The organism is Methylobacillus sp. DLP286 (assembly GCF_056636515.1).
This window is the reverse complement of sequence record NZ_CM153145.1, coordinates 1,276,797-1,292,424: the sequence shown is the minus strand read 5'-3', so window position 1 is coordinate 1,292,424 and position 15,628 is coordinate 1,276,797. Positions and strand designations below refer to the sequence as shown.

The following is a 15,628-nucleotide window of genomic DNA, read 5'->3' as shown; positions in this document are numbered from 1 at the left end:
GATATGGTTGAAACTTTCGAGGTTATTGGCTAGTCTTAGCGACATAGTTTCAGTTTTTTCCTAGGGGGTACATTAGATGCAAGCGAATTACCAAGTCGCCAATACTCAAACGCTGCCGGCAGGCGCGCACAAGGTATTGCGCAATACTTACATGATGCTGGGCCTGACCATGGTGCCGACCGTGATCGGCGCGCTGGTCGGCATGTCCATGAATTTCTCGTGGATGGCCGCCAGCCCGATCATGTCCTCGCTGATCATGCTGGCCGTGATGTTCGGCCTGTTCTTCGCGATTTCGGCCAACCGCAACAACAGCTTCGGCGTGGTATTGCTGCTGGGCTTGACCTTCTTCATGGGCCTGATGCTCGGCCCCATCCTGCAGGTGGCTTTGAACCTGCGCAACGGCGGTCAATTGGTTGGCCTGGCTGCAGGCGGCACCGGCCTGATCTTCCTGACTCTGGCCGGGATCGCAAGCACTACCAAGAAGGATTTCAGTTTCCTCGGCAATTTCCTGTTCGTCGGTTTGATCCTGTTGATCATTGCCTCGCTGGCTAACCTGTTCTTCCAGGTGCCTGCCGCTTCGCTGGCGATCTCTGCCGTGGCAGTGCTGCTGTTCTCCGGCTTCATCCTGTTCGATGTGAACCGCATCGTGCGCGGTGGCGAGACCAACTACGTGATGGCAACCCTGGCCTTGTACATCAATATCTACAACCTGTTTGTCAACCTGCTGCAATTGCTGATGGCATTCATGGGCGAGCGTGATTGATCTTTAGCCGCTAAGACAAGAACCCGTCCTTGTGGCGGGTTTTTTGTTTCAGCGTATCATCGAGCATATCCTGTCGAATCCAATACATGACTGACCTTACCGCCAACTGGCCCTCTCTCGGCTCAGCGATCAAGCAGCGCACGCCCGGTATTCCGGTGACTAAGTGCCTGATCGCGGCCAACCTGCTGGTGTTTATGCTGATGTTGTTCAATGGCGCCGGTTTCTGGCACTCCCCCAACAACGTGCAGCTTGCCTGGGGCGCCAACTTTGGCCCGGCGACGCAGGATGGGGAGTGGTGGCGTTTGTTCACGGCCTTGTTCCTGCATTTCGGCGCCGTGCACCTGGCGCTGAACATGATCGCGTTCTGGGACGGCGGCCAGCTCGTGGAGCGTATGTACGGTCATTGGCGTTACCTTGCGATCTATCTGGTCAGCGGCTTGGCGGGCAACCTGCTTTCGCTGGTATGGCAGGGTAACCAAGCGGTTTCCGGCGGGGCCTCGGGTGCTATTTTCGGCATCTACGGCGCGATGATCGTTTTCCTCTGGCTGGAAAGGGCATTGCTGGATCGCCATGAGTTCCGCTGGCTGTTCGGCGGCGCCTGCGTATTCGCCGTCGCGACCATCGCATTGGGTTTCATGATTCCCGCGATCGATAATGCAGCGCATATCGGCGGGTTTGTCGCGGGTATGCTGACCGGCTTGCTGTTGATGCGCGGCTTGAAGCCGCAAGAAGTAGTGCCGCGTCTGCCCAGGCTGATCGGCGGCGGCTTGCTGCTGGCTGCCGTTTCCATCATGCTGCTCAAGCTGCCCACGCCTAAATACAGCTGGGGCGATGAATTGCTGTTGCAGAAGGAAATCAATGCCTTTATCCAGGAAGACCAGGCGATCAACCGCTCCTGGCTGCATATCATGCATGAAAGCAAGCAGGGCAACGTGACTTATCTGGAGCTGGGGGAGCAGATCGAGAACGATATCACCGACCGCTACCAGGAGCGCTACGAGGCCTTGTCGCAACTGCCCTACGATCCCAACCTGCCGTCTGCCGCCAAGCTGGAGAACATACTGCAGTACACCAAGCAAAAGCGCGATGCTTCGCGCGCCCTGGCCGAGGAGCTCAAGCAGGGCAGGAAGCCGGCCAAGCCTACTCCTTGAGCATTTGACCTACCGAGTCTTGAGCCTGTCCAGCCATGTCACTAGCAGCGATAGCAGCCAGAGCATGGCCTTGAACGTGTTCATGACCGGGATTAGGCTCCAGAACACGCTGCCGAGAATCTGCCTGCAGAGCATGGATTTGAAACAGGCCGTTTTGTAGATGGTGGAAAGCAGACAGAGCCCAAGCGATACGAAATAGATCACGATATACTCTTCTGGAATCATTGTTTCCTCCTCGGTTCTCTTGCCTGTTCATCCAGGCGTTTAATTGTCGCCGGGTTTTTCTGCCTTTTGTTGCCGCCGCCGTTCGGCAAAGAATTGCGTGAGCGTAGCGCTGCACTCTTCCGCCAACAGGCCGCTTTCCACCGTGGTGTGGTGGTTGAGTTTTTCTTCTGCCATGAGGTCGATGACGCTGCCGCAAGCACCGGTCTTGTAATCATGGGCGCCGAATACCAGGCGTGCGATGCGGGCATGCTGGATCGCGCCTGCGCACATGGCGCAAGGCTCCAGCGTGACATACAAGGTGCAGCCGGTCAGGCGGTAGTTGCCCAGCCTGGCCGCGGCATCGCGCATGGCGCGGATTTCGGCATGCGCGCTGGGGTCGTGGCCCGCAATCGGCGCGTTGCTGCCGCGGCCAATCACCACGCCGTCTTTCACGACCACGGCTCCCACGGGGACTTCGCCGATCAGGGCCGCTTCCTGTGCCAGTTGCAGTGCGATGCGCATGAAGTATTCGTCGGTGGCAGGGGGGGCTATATGAAGTGCTGGCATCAACAATTTAGTCTTTCTATCAATGACCGTAATTCTGCCATGGTTTTGCGTTCAGCATGCGGTTCTGCATGCGGTCCGTAACGAAATGCGAGGTAAAGCCGGGTGATGCGGGCAATTTCTGCTTCGTGCTGCGGCAACAGCTTGCCGGCGCGTTGCTGGATGCTGAGCGGTCCTTCGCCGGCCCCGGCCTGTATGCCGCGGCGCGAAAGCTTGGCCAGGTAGCGCAGGTAGAGCGCTTGCGCCGGGTCGATTGGCATGCGCTTGCGGCGGAACAGCAGGGCGCACAACAGTAATGCCATGAGCAGCAGGCTGCCGGTGAGCCACAGCATGAGTTGCTGCCAATTGACTGTCGTGCCCGTGATGCGCGAGAGTAATTCAAGCTGGCGCTGCTGGTTGTAGCCTAGCACCCATTGGTTCCAACCGTTGTTGACGGCGTCCCAGTTCAGGTACAGCTTGCGCAGCCAGGCGTGATCTTGCCGTGCCAGGATGGGCAGCAGGGTATTGTCGGTCAATGCGGTATTGATGCCGCTATCCACCCGGGATGGCGCGACCGCTGCGGTGGGGTCCAGCCTGACCCAGCCCCGGCTTGCCAGCCAGACTTCCACCCAGGCATGGGCATCGGATTGGCGCACGATCAGGTATTGCCCCACGGGATTGGTCTCACCGCCTTGGTAGCCCGTGACGATGCGTGCGGGAACGCCTGCTGCGCGCATGAGATAGGCAAAGCTGCTGGCATAGTGTTCGCAGAAGCCGCGCTTGCTGCTGAAGAGAAAATCATCGATAGCATCGTCGCCCAACTGCGGCGGGGTCAAGGTGTAGAAAAACCCCTGGCTGCGGAACATCGTCAATGCGGCATTGATGATGCGTTCCGGCGTTTGCAGCTCCCGTTGCCAGGCCATTGCCAGTGCGCGGCTGCGCGGATTGCCGCCTGATGGCAGTTGCAATGCCTGGGCAAGCTCTTCGCTATTGAGTTCGGGAGCAAGGCGGTATTGCGCGTGGGAGCTGCCGCTGTAGCGCATCCGGGTGCGGACCGGCATTTGCGCGAGGGCCTGCCGTTCGCTGGTCAGGTAGCTGCCCGCCGGCAGGGTGTGCGGAATATCCAGCATCAACAGCCAGCGGCGGTTGTGCGGTTCCAGCGTGACGGTGTAGTCGACGGTTTCCCCGAGTCCTTCCAGCTTTTCCACGGCATGGCCATTTCCTGCCATATGCCAGCCGCGGCCATCGTATTGCCAGAGTACCGGCCCGCGCCAGTAAAGCTGTTGCTGCACAGGAATAGCTCCCTGGAACTGCACACGGAAGGCCACTGCGCCAGACAGGCTGAGCTCGCTGATGTCGCCCGGCTGCATATGGTCGTTCAGGCCGCTCATGGCGCGATAGGCGTCCTGCGGCACGCCCCAGAGCGGGCCTGGAATGCGCGGGAACAGCAGGAACAGCATCAACATCAGCGGCGCTGCCTGCAACAGCAGGGTCAAGCTTAGGCGGCTGCGCAAACGGTTGGACAGGACGCCGTGAGGATAGCTGATGCCGACCAGGCACGCTGTCAGGCCGAATACCGGGAGCAGCAGGTAGCCGCCGACCCATAGCGACTGGTCGAATAGAAAGGCGGTGACGGTGAGGAAGTACCCGGCAAAGATCAGGATGACGTAGTCGCGCCGGGTGCCGGACTCCATGAGCTTGAGCGACAGCATCAGCGCAAGCAACGCTACGCTGGCGTCGCGCCCGAACAGGGTGCGGTATTGCAGGTAGATGCCGGCGACGCCCAGCAGGGTGATGGGCAACAGCAGCCACAGCCTGGGCATGGCCCATTGCCTCCATTGCAATAGCAGGCGCCACGCCATGAATAACACGATCAACGCGCTGGTCCACAACGGGAAGTGGCTGAAATGCAGCGCCATGGCGAGCAGCATGGCCCCCAGCAGCCAGTGGAGGTCGGCCTTGCCGGGCTTGATGGCGAGGCTCATTCAGCCTCCAGCAGGGCAAGGGCGCGCAGGCAGGCTTCATAATGCGCCTGGCTGTGTGCCGGGGCGATATGGGTGCCGGGCAGGCGCAGGCCATAACGCTGGTCGGCGTCGTGCGCCTGCATGATCCAGCTGGTGAGCTGGCTCAGGCGCTGCTCCAGGTCGCTGCCGGGAGTCTGGGCCAGGTCCAGCCATACCTGCTGTTGCGATTCGGCATGGAATTCGCGGCTGTACATGCCTTGTTCGCGCGAGGACGCTTTCCAGTCTATGCGGCGCGGAGAGTCGCCTCGTTGGTAGAGCCGCAAGCCGGCAAAGTCTTCGTCCCCGACCTGGGAGGAGAGGCTGCCGCCCCGGCCCGGCATATTGCCTTGCGGCAGTGGCAGGGAGCTGGATGCAGGGCGAGGATACACCAGGCAACGCACGCCGGGCTCCAGTTTGCTCCACGCGCGAAAAAGCCCGCCGGGGAACCCGGTGGAGAGGGTAAGTGTGCCGATAGCGTGCCAGCCGCGCTTGAGCGTCGGGCTGCCGATTGCCAGCGTGCCTGTGCCGTTAGCCGGCACATCGACGAACAAGGGCTCTTGGCCCCCGATGCCGGCGGCAATGGCGAGGCGGTCACGTCCGCGGTCCTCCGTCAGGGTGATTTGCAGTATGGCATCCTGCCCGGCAAAAACGGCGGGTGGCGGGGCGGCCTCCACCTGCAGCCATGCCAGGTTGCGCCAGGTGTGCAGCAGGGAAACCAGCGCCATGCCTGCGAGCAAGAAGGTGAGGATGAAGCCCAGGCTCAAGGTGTAATTGATGGCTCCTGTGAGCATGGCGAACAACACGATGGCAAGACCCCAGCCTGCGCGGCTGGGCATGATGTATATCCGTTGCCGCGTCAGCCGGGCGGGCAAAATTGCGCTATGCCGCCGTAACAGCCTGGCCGGCCAAGTTGGCTTGATATCAGGGAATGGCGACGGCATTCAGCAGGTGCTGGGCGGTGTCGCTGACGGCACTGCCGGAAATAGGTTGCAGGCGGTGGCCCGCCACGCCGGGCAGCACGGCCTGGATGTCTTCGGGGATGGCGAAGTCGCGGCCATGGGTCAATGCCCAGGCTTGCGCGCATTGCCGCAGCGCAAGCCCGGCACGGGGCGAGAGGCCGGCCGTGAACTGGCTGGAATTGCGGCTGTATTGCAACAGCGCCTGCAGGTAGTCCAGCAGCGTATCGGAAAGATGCACGCGGTCCACTGCCTGTTGCATGGCGAGCAACCCGGCAGCATCGATCGCCTGTTCGGGCGCATGGATGCCGTGGCGCCCGCCATTGTTCCGCAGCAGGTCGCGTTCGGCGCGCGGGTCGGGGTAGCCCAGCTTGATGCACATGAGGAAACGGTCCAGCTGCGATTCCGGCAGGGCGAAGGTGCCGATATGCTGGGATGGGTTCTGGGTGGCGATCACGAAGAAGGGTTTTGGCAGCGGGCGCGTTTCGCCTTCCAGCGTCACCTGGCCTTCTTCCATTACTTCCAGCAGCGCGCTCTGGGTCTTGGGCGTGGCGCGGTTGACTTCATCCGCCAGCAGCACCTGGGTAAACACCGGGCCGGGATGGAACTTGAAATCGGCTTCATTGCGGTCGTAGACCGATACGCCGAGGATATCGCCCGGCAGCAGGTCGCTGGTGAATTGTACGCGGTTGAACTGCAAGCCCAGCACTTGGGCGAGGGTATAGGACAAGGTGGTCTTGCCCATGCCGGGCAGGTCCTCGATCAGCAGGTGCCCGCGCGCGAGCAGGGCGGCAAGGGCCAGCTTGATTTGTGGCTCCTTGCCGAGAATGATGCGGCCGGTGTTATTGATGATGGCCTGGATCTGGGCCTGCATGCTGTTTCCTTAAAGTTTGTTTCAATCGACCTGCTGCTTCTGGCCCCAGCGCACCAGCACGAAAGTCAGCCCGAGCATGAGGCCCGCGCCAACCCAGAGCACCACCTCCATGGGGTCGGGCGTGACTTCCTGCACCGGCATGATGATGAGCTTGCGCAACACCAGTACCATGGCGACTTCGATAAAGGTTTCCACCTCCAGCTTGGCGCCCATGAGGTAGCGGATCTCGGCGGAAATCAACGCCGAGATCGACCAGAGCAGCATCAGGGTGCCCAGGGCATTGAGGAAGCCGTGTACGAGGTTGTTGGCGGCAAAAGCCTCGCGCACGTCAATGAAAAATAGCCAGGTGAACATCATCACGGACACTGCGAGCGCCAGCCCGATGGTGATATGCGCGAAACCATTCAGCCAGAGCATGGCGCGAATGGTGTAGCGGTTGATGACATTAAATTCGCGTGGAAAATGGTTCTGTGCCATGGTTGTGCCCTGTCTCCCCTTTGTTTGTTTATGGCGTGTCGTTATTCAACGGCATTATTGCTTGATTTTTGAGGCGGGACGATGCTCAGCGACCAATATACCAAATTTCCGCTGAACAAATGCTGGTTCGTCTCATCCGGGCATGAACGCCTCGACGTCGATGGTCTGCAATTCCTGCAGCAGCCATTGCTGCGCCTTGCCCCCGCCGCTGCGCCAGGCGATGTAGGCGACGACCTCCGGCTTGGATTCCGCCACTTCGCGGATCAGCAATTCGCCGCGGGCGGCATGGTATTCGGCGAGCTTGCGCGGCAAATAGCCTACGCCCAACCCCTTGATCTGCGCCAGCGCCTTGCTTGGAATATCGGGAACCGACAGCACATCCTGCCCGTCCAGGATGCCGGAAGTCTTGGGCGGCAGGTGGCGCGAGCTGTCTGCCGCCGAGATGGAACGGTGCTGCTGGATGTCGTGGTTCGTCAGCGGCTCTGGCGCTTGCGCCAAGGGATGGTGGGGCGCCACGGCGAATACGAACTCCATCGTGCCGAGCAGGCGCGTGGTGTAGCCGCCGCCCGGCGGCCCTTCGCCTGGCGCGCCTATCGAGATGTCCGCCCGGTTGCTGATCAGGGCGTCCCAGCTGCCGCCGTAGACCTCGCGCAGCAGGTGCACGCGGGTGCCGAAGCCTTGGCGGTAGAAGCGTTCCATGATGTCGTACAACGGCTCCAGCCTGAGGATGTCGCTGATGGCGATGCGGATGTCGGTTTCTATGCCGGTGGCGACGCGGCGCACCCGGCATTCCAGTTCGCCGGCCGCCTTGAGCAGGTGGCGGCCTTCGCGCAACAGCTCCAGCCCGGCCTCGGTGAGCTTCGCCTTGTGCCCGCTGCGGTCGAACAGCTTGATGTTGAGGTCGTCTTCCAGCGTGCGGATGGTGTAGGTGATGGCGGAGGGGACGCGGTAGAGACTCTCGGCTGCCGCAGAGAAACTGCCTTCGCGGTCAATCGCATCCAGCACTTCCAGCGCCTCGATGGAGAGCTTGATGCTCATGCCGAGGCTTTCGGGAGCGGGTCGCGCTCGCGCACCCAGAACAGCGTGGCGCCCGCAATCGCCGCGGGCATCATCAGCACATTGAGGCCGGGAACCCACAGCGCCGCATAGACGCTGGCGCCAAAGCCCAGGCTTTTCAGGCGCTTCTGCCTCAGCCAGGCCAGCATGTCCTGCCAGCCAAGCTTGTGGTTGTCCGCAGGGTAGTCGAGGTATTGCACGCACATCATCCAGACGCCGAACAGCAGCCACACGGGCGGAGCGAGCAAGTTGAGTCCGGGGATCAGCGACAGGATCATGAGGCCGAGCGCGCGCGGCAGGAAGTAAAGCAGTTTGCGCAATTCCCGGCCCAGAGTGCGGGGGACGATGGCCAGCAGTTCCTGCAGGTTGAACGCCGGAAAGTCATCCTGGCCGCGGATCATGACTTCCGCCTTTTCCGCCAGCAATCCGTTGAAAGGCGCGGCAATCAGGTTGGCGAACAAACTGAAGGTGAAGAAGATGATCAGCGCGAGCAGGATGACGAACAAGGGCCAGGCAAGATAGGAAAGGAACTCCAGCCAGCCGGGCAGGGTGGACAATAAGCCCGCAATCCATCGGTCGAACTGCTTGACAGCGTAATAGACCATGCCGATGAAGAGCGCGAGGTTGGCAAGCAGCGGCAGCAGCACGAACAGGCGCAGGCCCGGGCTCAATACCAGCTTCAGGCCTTGCAATAGATATTGCGGTCCTGAAAGGCCACGAAGTTGAATGTCGGTTGTCATCGGCTGTGGGCGGCGTTGCGCAACATGTTCATAATTTTTGAACAATATATACAAAATTCTTTGCTATTCATACCGCAAGCGATTATCTACCATGCCTGCTGACGTTCAATATTATTGAAAATGAAGAGAGGCGCACCATGATCAGTCTGCGTAAAGCCCAGGACCGCGGCCATGCCAACCATGGCTGGCTCGATAGCTACCATTCGTTTTCCTTTTCCGGTTACCACGATCCCGAGCACATGCACTACTCGGTGCTGCGCGTGATCAACGAGGACGTGATCGCGCCCGGCATGGGGTTTGGCATGCATCCGCACCGCGACATGGAAATCATCACCTACATGCTCAAGGGTGAGCTGCGCCACGAGGACAGCCTGGGCAACGGCTCGGTGATCCGTGCGGGAGACGTGCAGCGCATGAGCGCGGGCACCGGCATCGTCCACAGCGAATTCAACGCTTCCGACCGCAGCCAGGCACATCTCTTGCAGATATGGCTGTTGCCCGAGAAGGATGGAATAGCGCCTGGCTACGAGGAGAAGCATTTTGCCGCCGAGCAGAAGCGCGACCGGTGGTGTCTGATCGCATCGCGCGACGGCAGCGAGGGTTCATTGCGCATCCATCAGGACGTTGCTCTGTATGCAACAGTTCTGTCTGAAAACCAGCAGATCGAATACGGCATGCAGCCCGGTCGCAGCGTATACCTGCAGGTGGCGCGCGGAAGCGTCACGCTGGCAGAACTGCTGCTGGAGGCTGGCGATGCCGTCAAGGTCGACGCGCAGCAACATATTGAGATCACGGCAGGGGAAGAAGCAGAAGTGCTGCTGTTCGACCTGCCATCCCATACGTCCCATTAATCTTGTGTATTGAAAGGAATATCATGACGAAAGTTGTAGTGGTGTATCACAGCGGCTACGGCCATACCGAAGTCCAGGCAAAAGCGGTGGCGCGCGGGGCGGAAAAAGTGGCCGGCACCGAGGTGCGGTTGCTCAATTCCGAGGAGGCGCAGCAAGACTGGGAGGCGCTGAACGCGGCGGACGCCATCATCTTCGGCAGTCCGACCTACATGGGCTCGGCTTCCGCCCAGTTCAAGGCATTCATGGATGCCAGCTCCAGCATCTGGTATAACCGTGGTTGGAAGGACAAGGTGGCGGCAGGCTTTACCACTTCAGCAAGCCAGAGCGGCGACAAGCTCAACACCATCGTGCAGCTCACCATATTTGCCGCCCAGCATGGCATGATCTGGGTAGGCAATGATCTGCTGCCGGGGAACAATAGCAGTGCGGGCTCAGTCAATGACTTGAACCGCCTGGGCGGGTTCCTTGGCGCGTTGGCCCAGGCCAATAGTGACCAAGGCCCTGACGTCGCTCCATTGCAGAGCGACTTGCTTACCGCGGAACACCTGGGCGAGCGTGTTGCCGATATCACCAAGAAGCTACGCGGTTAATATTAATAACGACTTTTTGATACGCAGAGAGGAAATGCAATGAAACATTCCATCGCTAAACTGGGCCTGGTTGCAGGCCTGTTCGCGGCAAGCAGCCTGGCGTTTGCCGCTGCCGAGACTTACGAGATCGACAACAAGCACAGCTTCGCCAACTTCGCGATCCGCCATGTGGTTTCCAAGACTTCCGGCACCTTCAGCGACATCACCGGCAAGCTGGTCATCGACAAGGACAACCTCGCCAAGTCTAGCGTCGATGCCAAGATCAACGTGCTGAGCGTCAACACCAGCAACGAAAAGCGCGACGAGCACATCAAGAAAGAGGAATACCTCAATGCCGGCAAGTTCGGCGAGATCCACTTCGTCAGCACCAAGATCGAACCCACCTCCGCCAGCCAGGGCAATGTCACAGGCAAGCTCACCATCAACGGCGTGACCAAGGACGTGACCTTCCCGTTTGCCGTGCTCGGTTTCGGCAAGGACCCATGGGGCGGCTTGCGCACCGGTATCGAAGCCAAGACCATCATCCGGGCGTCCGACTACGGCTACACCTGGGGCAAGCCTGGCTCCCCGGTGGGCGATGATGTCGAAGTCACTTTGCTGATCGAAGGCGTCAAGAAGTAGGCCTTGCCCGTCCTGTCTTAACCTGAAACGCCCGCAGATGATGCTTGCGCGGCGTTTTGTTGTTTGATCACGGAGGAAATTCATGTCTGCCGATTTATTCAGCCCGACCAAGTTGGGCAGCATCGCGCTCACGAACCGCATCGTCATGGCGCCCTTGACCCGCAACCGCGCCGGCAAGGGCAACGTGCCGCAACCCATCAATGCCGAATACTACGCCCAGCGCGCTTCCGCCGGGCTGATCATCACCGAGGCGACGCCGATTTCCGCCACGGGGCACGGTTATCCCGCCACCCCGGGCATACACGATCCCGAGCAAGTCGAAGGCTGGAAGCTGGTCACCCAGGCCGTGCATGCCAAGGGCGGCAAGATCGTGCTGCAGCTCTGGCATGTGGGGCGTATCTCGCACCCGTCCCTGCAGCCCGGCAATGCCTTGCCGGTCGCGCCTTCCGCCATCAAGCCGGCAGGTCAGGCCTTCACCTACGAAGGCTTGCAGGATTTCGTCACGCCGCGTGCATTGGCGATCGAGGAGCTGCCTGGCATTGTGGCGGATTATGCGTGTGCCGCGCGCAACGCGCTCGAGGCCGGTTTCGACGGGGTCGAGATTCATGCCGCGAACGGCTACCTGCTCGACCAGTTCCTGCGCGACGGCACCAACCATCGCACCGATGAATACGGCGGCAGTATCGAGAACCGCACGCGCCTGCTGCTGGAAGTGACCAAGGCGGTGGTCGAGGTAGCGGGCGCCGACCGTGTCGGCGTGCGCATCTCGCCGCTGAACCCGTTCAACGATATCAGCGATTCCGACCCGCAGGCATTGTTCAACCATGTGGCCGACAGCCTCAGCCCGTTTGGCCTGGCATACCTGCACGTTGTGGAAGGCGGCATGGGCGGAGAGGGTGTGCCGCCGTTCGATTTTTCCGCGCTGCGCAAGCATTTCAAGGGCGGCTACATCGCCAACCTCGGCTACGACAAGGCCAAGGGCGATGCCGCGATTGCCTCGGGCCATGCCGACGCGGTCGCCTACGGCGCGTTGTACATTGCCAACCCCGACCTCGTGGAACGCTTCCGGCAGGATGCGCCGCTGAATACCCCTGACCAAGCCACATTCTATGGCGGCGATGCCAAGGGCTATACCGATTACCCAACTCTACAAGGATAATAAGATGTCAAGAAAACCAGCAGTCACCAGCGTACCCATCGATTCCACCATTGCCGAGCGCTGGAGCGGCCGCGCCTATGACGCCAGCAAGCCGGTCAGCCACGAGCAGACCATTGCCTTGCTGGAGGCAGCCCGTTGGGCGCCGTCCTGCTACGGCGACCAGCCGTGGCGCTTCATTGTCTGGGACAAGAACAAGGATGCCGCAGCATGGCAAAAGGCCTTCGACACCCTGGTGGAGTTCAACCAGGGCTGGGTCAAGAATTCACCGCTCCTGGTCTTGATCGCCGCGGACACCAAGTTCCACCATAACGGCAAGCCCAACCGCTGGGCAGCGTATGACAGCGGCGCGGCCGCAGAAAACCTCTGCCTGCAATCAACCGCACTGGGGCTGATGGCGCACCAGATGGCAGGCTTTGACGCCGACAAGCTGCGCGCCGCTTTTGCCATCCCCGAGCAGATCGAGATCATTGCCATGGTCTCGATAGGCTATGCAGCCGATCCTGCCACGCTGGAAGGGGAAGCCAAGGAGCGTGAGCTGGCTGCACGCAGCCGTCGCGAACTGGGCGAGCTGTTCTTCGACAGCGCCTGGGGCAAGCCTATTGTCTGAGTTGCCGGTATACAGGTCTGTTATAATGAAAAATTCCATCCATTAGCCGGGATTTAATCATGCCTGTTTTGCAGCTTACAAAAGCCAACTTCAAGCAAACCATCGAGAGCAATGACTTTGTGATCGTCGATTTCTGGGCACCCTGGTGTCAGCCGTGCGTCGCTTTCACGCCTGTTTTCGAGGCTGCTTCCGAGCAGAACCCGGATATCGTGTTCGGCATGGTGAATACCGAGGAAGACCCGGAAATCAGCGAGTATTTCGAGGTCGACAAGATCCCGGGCATCCTGGTGATCCGCGAGCAGGCCGGCATTCATGCCCAGGTCGGCGAGATCGGCGCTCCTGCGCTGGACAAAATCATCGAGTGGGCAAGGGCCTACGACATGACCCAGGTGCGCGAGTATTACGCACAGCAGGAGGCAGCCGCCAAGTAGCAATCAGGCTTGATGTATAGAAGCATATTGAGTGCCGCCCACTTGGAAAAGTGGGCGGCATTTTTATTTGCTACCATCCGGTGTACATGGATGATCGCCACATGGAGAGCATCATGAACGTCATGTTGAAGCGCGCCTATGAACTTCCGATCGAGTCGGATGGCACACGCGTACTGGTAGATAGATTCTGGCCGCGCGGATTGACGAAAGCCAAGGCTTGCATCGATCTCTGGCTCAAGGAGGTTGCGCCTTCTACCGAGCTGCGGCAATGGTTCGGGCACGACCCGAAAAAATGGCAGGAATTCAAGCGGCGCTATCGTGCCGAATTGAAAAACAACCCGGCATGGGCTGAACTGCAGAAACTCGCGCAGCAAAAAGACATCTCCTTGATATATGCGGCCCGCGATCGGTTGCATAACGAGGCCGTGATCCTCAAGCAATGGCTGGATGCCTCCGCCTGACGGCAGGCTCAGGGCCGGTTTGGCAGGGAGGGAGCGCAAAGGATTCAGGAGTTAGAAGCCGCCCGTGCTGATCAGGCGGAACAGGAAAAATACGCCTATCCCCATCATGAGGTAAAGCGGCAGGTCGCCCCGCTTGCTCAATTCGCCGCGTCTGGGGGCTGTCAACCAGCGGTTGGCAAGATAGATGACCAATATCGCCGCAGGAACGGCCAGCAACGTCCAGGTGCCGGAAAATACCCAGGCCATGGAGCGGTCCAGCCAGCCTTCGTCATTGAACAGGTGTACGGCAATGCCGACGATTCCGACCAGCATCAATCCCAGCCGGAGGGCGGCCAGCAAGGTGGCGAGCAAGGATTCTGGCTTGGCATCGGGGTTGCGCGCAGGTTTGCTCATATTGGCTGGCTCCTGGAGGCTGTCTCTAGCCCGGGGATGACGGCAGGTATTTGCTCGGGTCTACCGATTTGCCCTGGCGGCGAATCTCGAAATGCAGCTTGACCTTGTCGGTATCGGAATCGCCCATTTCTGCAATCTTCTGCCCACGGGTGACCTGCTGGCCTTCCTTCACCAGGATATTGCTGTTGTGGGCATAGACCGAGAGGAAGGTGTTGTTGTGCTTGATGATGACAAGCTTGCCGTAGCCGCGCAGGTCCGAGCCGCTGTAGATTACCTTGCCGGGCGCGGCTGCATGCACGGGCTGCCCCATGGCGCCGCCGATATCCAGCCCCTTGGTGCTGGCGGAATCGTTGAAGCCTGCGATCACCTTGCCGTTGGTCGGCCATGCCCAGTCGATGCCTTCGATGCTGTTCGTGGCAGAGGAAGCGGCAGAGGCTGGTGCCGGGGTGGGGGCTGTAGCCGGCGTGCTGGATGTTGCAGGCGTAGCCGCCGTTGGCGCTGCCACGGCCTGGGGTTGCGGCGCAGGCACTGGGGCATTCAAGGCCGCTTCGCTGTAGGGCTGGCGCAGCGCCTTGGGCTCAACCACCAATAACGGCTGGCCGGGCGCTGGCGTAGCGGCGCCTGTCTGGCCTGTCGCGGTGGCGGGACCGCTGCCGCCATCCAGGTTGAGCGGCGTGATGATGACATCGCCATCGGCGATGCTGGCCGGTTGGCCTGGGATCGGGCTGGCTGCCGGGGCTGCATCTGCCGTGCGGGCAGGCAGGTTGAGCTGCTGGCCGATATGGATGGTGTAGGCTGGCGGCGCGATATTGTTGAGCTGGGCAATCTCTTTGTAGTCGAACCCGTATTCCAGGCCGATGCTGTAGAGCGTGTCGCCTTTCTTGACCGTATGCGTATTGGGGCGCCAGTCGCTGGATTGCTGGCTGGCGCTAGGCTTGCTCTGTGTGGCGACCGTCGGCTTGGCTGCCGGCGCGCGGTCCACCACCGGAGCGTGCTCGGTCGTGCTGCAGCCGGCCAGGCCGATCAGGAATAGGCTGACGAGCCAGGATTTGTTGACTTGCTTAGTCCATTGCATTAGTTGGTTCCACCTAGCAGCGGCACGAATTTCACCGCTTCCAGTTTACTTTGTCTGTATTCAGAGCCTGTTGCCGTCTTGATGTGCTCGACCAGGTACAGGATTTGTTCTTCGGTGCCGACGGGGATCACCATGCGTCCCCCCACGGCAAGCTGCTCGAGCAGCTCTTGCGGGATATGGCGCGCAGCCGCTGTGACAATAATACCGTCAAAAGGTGCCAGTTCCGGCAAGCCCATGGTGCCGTCGGCATGCTTGAGCTTGATATTGGCAAGGCGCAATTCGCGCAAATGGCCGCGCGCCTTCATCAGCAGCGGGCGGATGCGCTCCACCGAGTAGACTTCCTTGGCAACCTTGGAAAGCACGGCAGTCTGGTAGCCGCAGCCGGTGCCGATCTCCAGCACTTTTCCGAGCGGGCCGCCGTTGCGCAGGATCTCGGTCATGCGCGCCACGATGTAGGGCTGGGAAATGGTCTGCCCGAAGCCGATCGGCAGCGAGCCGTCCTCATAGGCGCGCGAGGACAGCGCCTCGTCGACGAAGATATGGCGTGGAATGGCGCCCAAGGCCGCCAGTACCACCTCGTCCTTGATACCTTTCTCGCTCAGGCGTCCCAGCATGCGCTCGCGCGTACGCTGGGAAGTCATGCCGATGCCGCGTAATACCGTGCTGCTCATGC

At 60.5% G+C, this 15,628-nt stretch carries 20 protein-coding genes; 9 read left to right on the top strand and 11 right to left on the bottom strand.

Features of this window, described 5'->3' with window-relative positions:
* The first annotated feature begins 76 nt into the window (after positions 1-76).
* Together ACWXTG_RS06185 and ACWXTG_RS06180 are read left to right on the top strand one after the other, a co-directional pair.
* A complete protein-coding gene (locus tag ACWXTG_RS06185) occupies positions 77-763 on the top strand; it encodes a Bax inhibitor-1/YccA family protein (protein ID WP_407993779.1) in 687 nt (228 codons plus the stop codon).
* 86 nt (positions 764-849) lie between these two features.
* On the top strand, positions 850-1,914 hold the full coding sequence (locus tag ACWXTG_RS06180) for a rhomboid family intramembrane serine protease (RefSeq protein ID WP_480221066.1): 1,065 nt from the start codon (positions 850-852) through the stop codon (positions 1,912-1,914).
* A gap of 9 nt (positions 1,915-1,923) precedes the next feature.
* On the opposite strand, the gene ACWXTG_RS06175 is transcribed toward ACWXTG_RS06180, so the two are convergent.
* The 8 genes from ACWXTG_RS06175 to cysZ all read right to left on the bottom strand — a co-directional run bounded on the left by ACWXTG_RS06175 (position 1,924) and on the right by cysZ (position 8,767).
* Positions 1,924-2,139, bottom strand: coding sequence for a hypothetical protein (locus tag ACWXTG_RS06175; RefSeq protein WP_407993777.1), 216 nt, complete (start codon positions 2,137-2,139; stop codon positions 1,924-1,926).
* Between the two features lie 39 nt (positions 2,140-2,178).
* A complete protein-coding gene (gene tadA, locus ACWXTG_RS06170) occupies positions 2,179-2,685 on the bottom strand; it encodes a tRNA adenosine(34) deaminase TadA (protein ID WP_407996986.1) in 507 nt (168 codons plus the stop codon).
* Positions 2,685-4,646 (bottom strand): transglutaminase TgpA family protein, encoded by a 1,962-nt coding sequence (locus tag ACWXTG_RS06165; protein WP_480221065.1) that lies wholly within the window; start codon positions 4,644-4,646, stop codon positions 2,685-2,687. Before ACWXTG_RS06165 ends, tadA begins: the two co-directional genes overlap by 1 nt.
* Positions 4,643-5,500: a DUF58 domain-containing protein gene (locus tag ACWXTG_RS06160; RefSeq protein ID WP_309566789.1), complete on the bottom strand. Its 858-nt coding sequence runs from the start codon at positions 5,498-5,500 to the stop codon at positions 4,643-4,645. The genes ACWXTG_RS06165 and ACWXTG_RS06160 overlap by 4 nt, the downstream gene beginning before the upstream one ends.
* Positions 5,501-5,585: 85 nt before the next feature.
* Positions 5,586-6,494, bottom strand: a complete 909-nt coding sequence (locus tag ACWXTG_RS06155) for an AAA family ATPase (protein WP_309566790.1) — start codon at positions 6,492-6,494, stop codon at positions 5,586-5,588.
* A 21-nt stretch (positions 6,495-6,515) separates the two neighbouring features.
* Complete coding sequence (locus tag ACWXTG_RS06150; RefSeq protein ID WP_309566792.1) at positions 6,516-6,971, bottom strand: phosphate-starvation-inducible PsiE family protein; 456 nt, start codon at positions 6,969-6,971, stop codon at positions 6,516-6,518.
* A gap of 132 nt (positions 6,972-7,103) precedes the next feature.
* Positions 7,104-8,009, bottom strand: coding sequence for a LysR family transcriptional regulator (locus ACWXTG_RS06145; RefSeq protein ID WP_309566793.1), 906 nt, complete (start codon positions 8,007-8,009; stop codon positions 7,104-7,106).
* A complete protein-coding gene (gene cysZ / locus ACWXTG_RS06140) occupies positions 8,006-8,767 on the bottom strand; it encodes a sulfate transporter CysZ (RefSeq protein WP_309566794.1) in 762 nt (253 codons plus the stop codon). Before cysZ ends, ACWXTG_RS06145 begins: the two co-directional genes overlap by 4 nt.
* Positions 8,768-8,904: 137 nt before the next feature.
* Between cysZ and ACWXTG_RS06135 the strand changes: the two genes are divergently transcribed.
* The 7 genes from ACWXTG_RS06135 to ACWXTG_RS06105 all read left to right on the top strand — a co-directional run bounded on the left by ACWXTG_RS06135 (position 8,905) and on the right by ACWXTG_RS06105 (position 13,487).
* Positions 8,905-9,618: a pirin family protein gene (locus ACWXTG_RS06135; protein WP_309566795.1), complete on the top strand. Its 714-nt coding sequence runs from the start codon at positions 8,905-8,907 to the stop codon at positions 9,616-9,618.
* A gap of 23 nt (positions 9,619-9,641) precedes the next feature.
* The gene (locus ACWXTG_RS06130) at positions 9,642-10,208 is read left to right on the top strand and encodes a flavodoxin family protein (RefSeq protein WP_287111127.1); all 567 of its coding nucleotides are present in this window, start codon (positions 9,642-9,644) and stop codon (positions 10,206-10,208) included.
* 39 nt (positions 10,209-10,247) lie between these two features.
* Positions 10,248-10,829, top strand: coding sequence for a YceI family protein (locus ACWXTG_RS06125; RefSeq protein ID WP_309566796.1), 582 nt, complete (start codon positions 10,248-10,250; stop codon positions 10,827-10,829).
* Between the two features lie 82 nt (positions 10,830-10,911).
* A complete protein-coding gene (locus ACWXTG_RS06120; RefSeq protein WP_309566797.1) occupies positions 10,912-11,988 on the top strand; it encodes an alkene reductase in 1,077 nt (358 codons plus the stop codon).
* A gap of 4 nt (positions 11,989-11,992) precedes the next feature.
* Complete coding sequence (locus tag ACWXTG_RS06115) at positions 11,993-12,595, top strand: nitroreductase family protein (RefSeq protein WP_480221064.1); 603 nt, start codon at positions 11,993-11,995, stop codon at positions 12,593-12,595.
* Positions 12,596-12,654: 59 nt separating this feature from the next.
* Positions 12,655-13,026 (top strand): thioredoxin family protein, encoded by a 372-nt coding sequence (locus ACWXTG_RS06110; protein ID WP_309566799.1) that lies wholly within the window; start codon positions 12,655-12,657, stop codon positions 13,024-13,026.
* A gap of 113 nt (positions 13,027-13,139) precedes the next feature.
* Positions 13,140-13,487 (top strand): DUF488 domain-containing protein, encoded by a 348-nt coding sequence (locus tag ACWXTG_RS06105; protein WP_480221063.1) that lies wholly within the window; start codon positions 13,140-13,142, stop codon positions 13,485-13,487.
* Between the two features lie 51 nt (positions 13,488-13,538).
* Here ACWXTG_RS06105 and ACWXTG_RS06100 read toward each other — a convergent pair whose 3' ends face one another.
* The 3 genes from ACWXTG_RS06100 to ACWXTG_RS06090 are packed head-to-tail and all read right to left on the bottom strand — an operon-like array spanning position 13,539 to position 15,626.
* Complete coding sequence (locus ACWXTG_RS06100; protein ID WP_407993764.1) at positions 13,539-13,880, bottom strand: hypothetical protein; 342 nt, start codon at positions 13,878-13,880, stop codon at positions 13,539-13,541.
* Positions 13,881-13,905: 25 nt separating this feature from the next.
* Positions 13,906-14,955, bottom strand: a complete 1,050-nt coding sequence (locus ACWXTG_RS06095; protein WP_480221062.1) for a peptidoglycan DD-metalloendopeptidase family protein — start codon at positions 14,953-14,955, stop codon at positions 13,906-13,908.
* Complete coding sequence (locus ACWXTG_RS06090; protein WP_480221061.1) at positions 14,955-15,626, bottom strand: protein-L-isoaspartate(D-aspartate) O-methyltransferase; 672 nt, start codon at positions 15,624-15,626, stop codon at positions 14,955-14,957. The genes ACWXTG_RS06095 and ACWXTG_RS06090 overlap by 1 nt, the downstream gene beginning before the upstream one ends.
* Between the last annotated feature and the right edge of the window lie 2 nt (positions 15,627-15,628).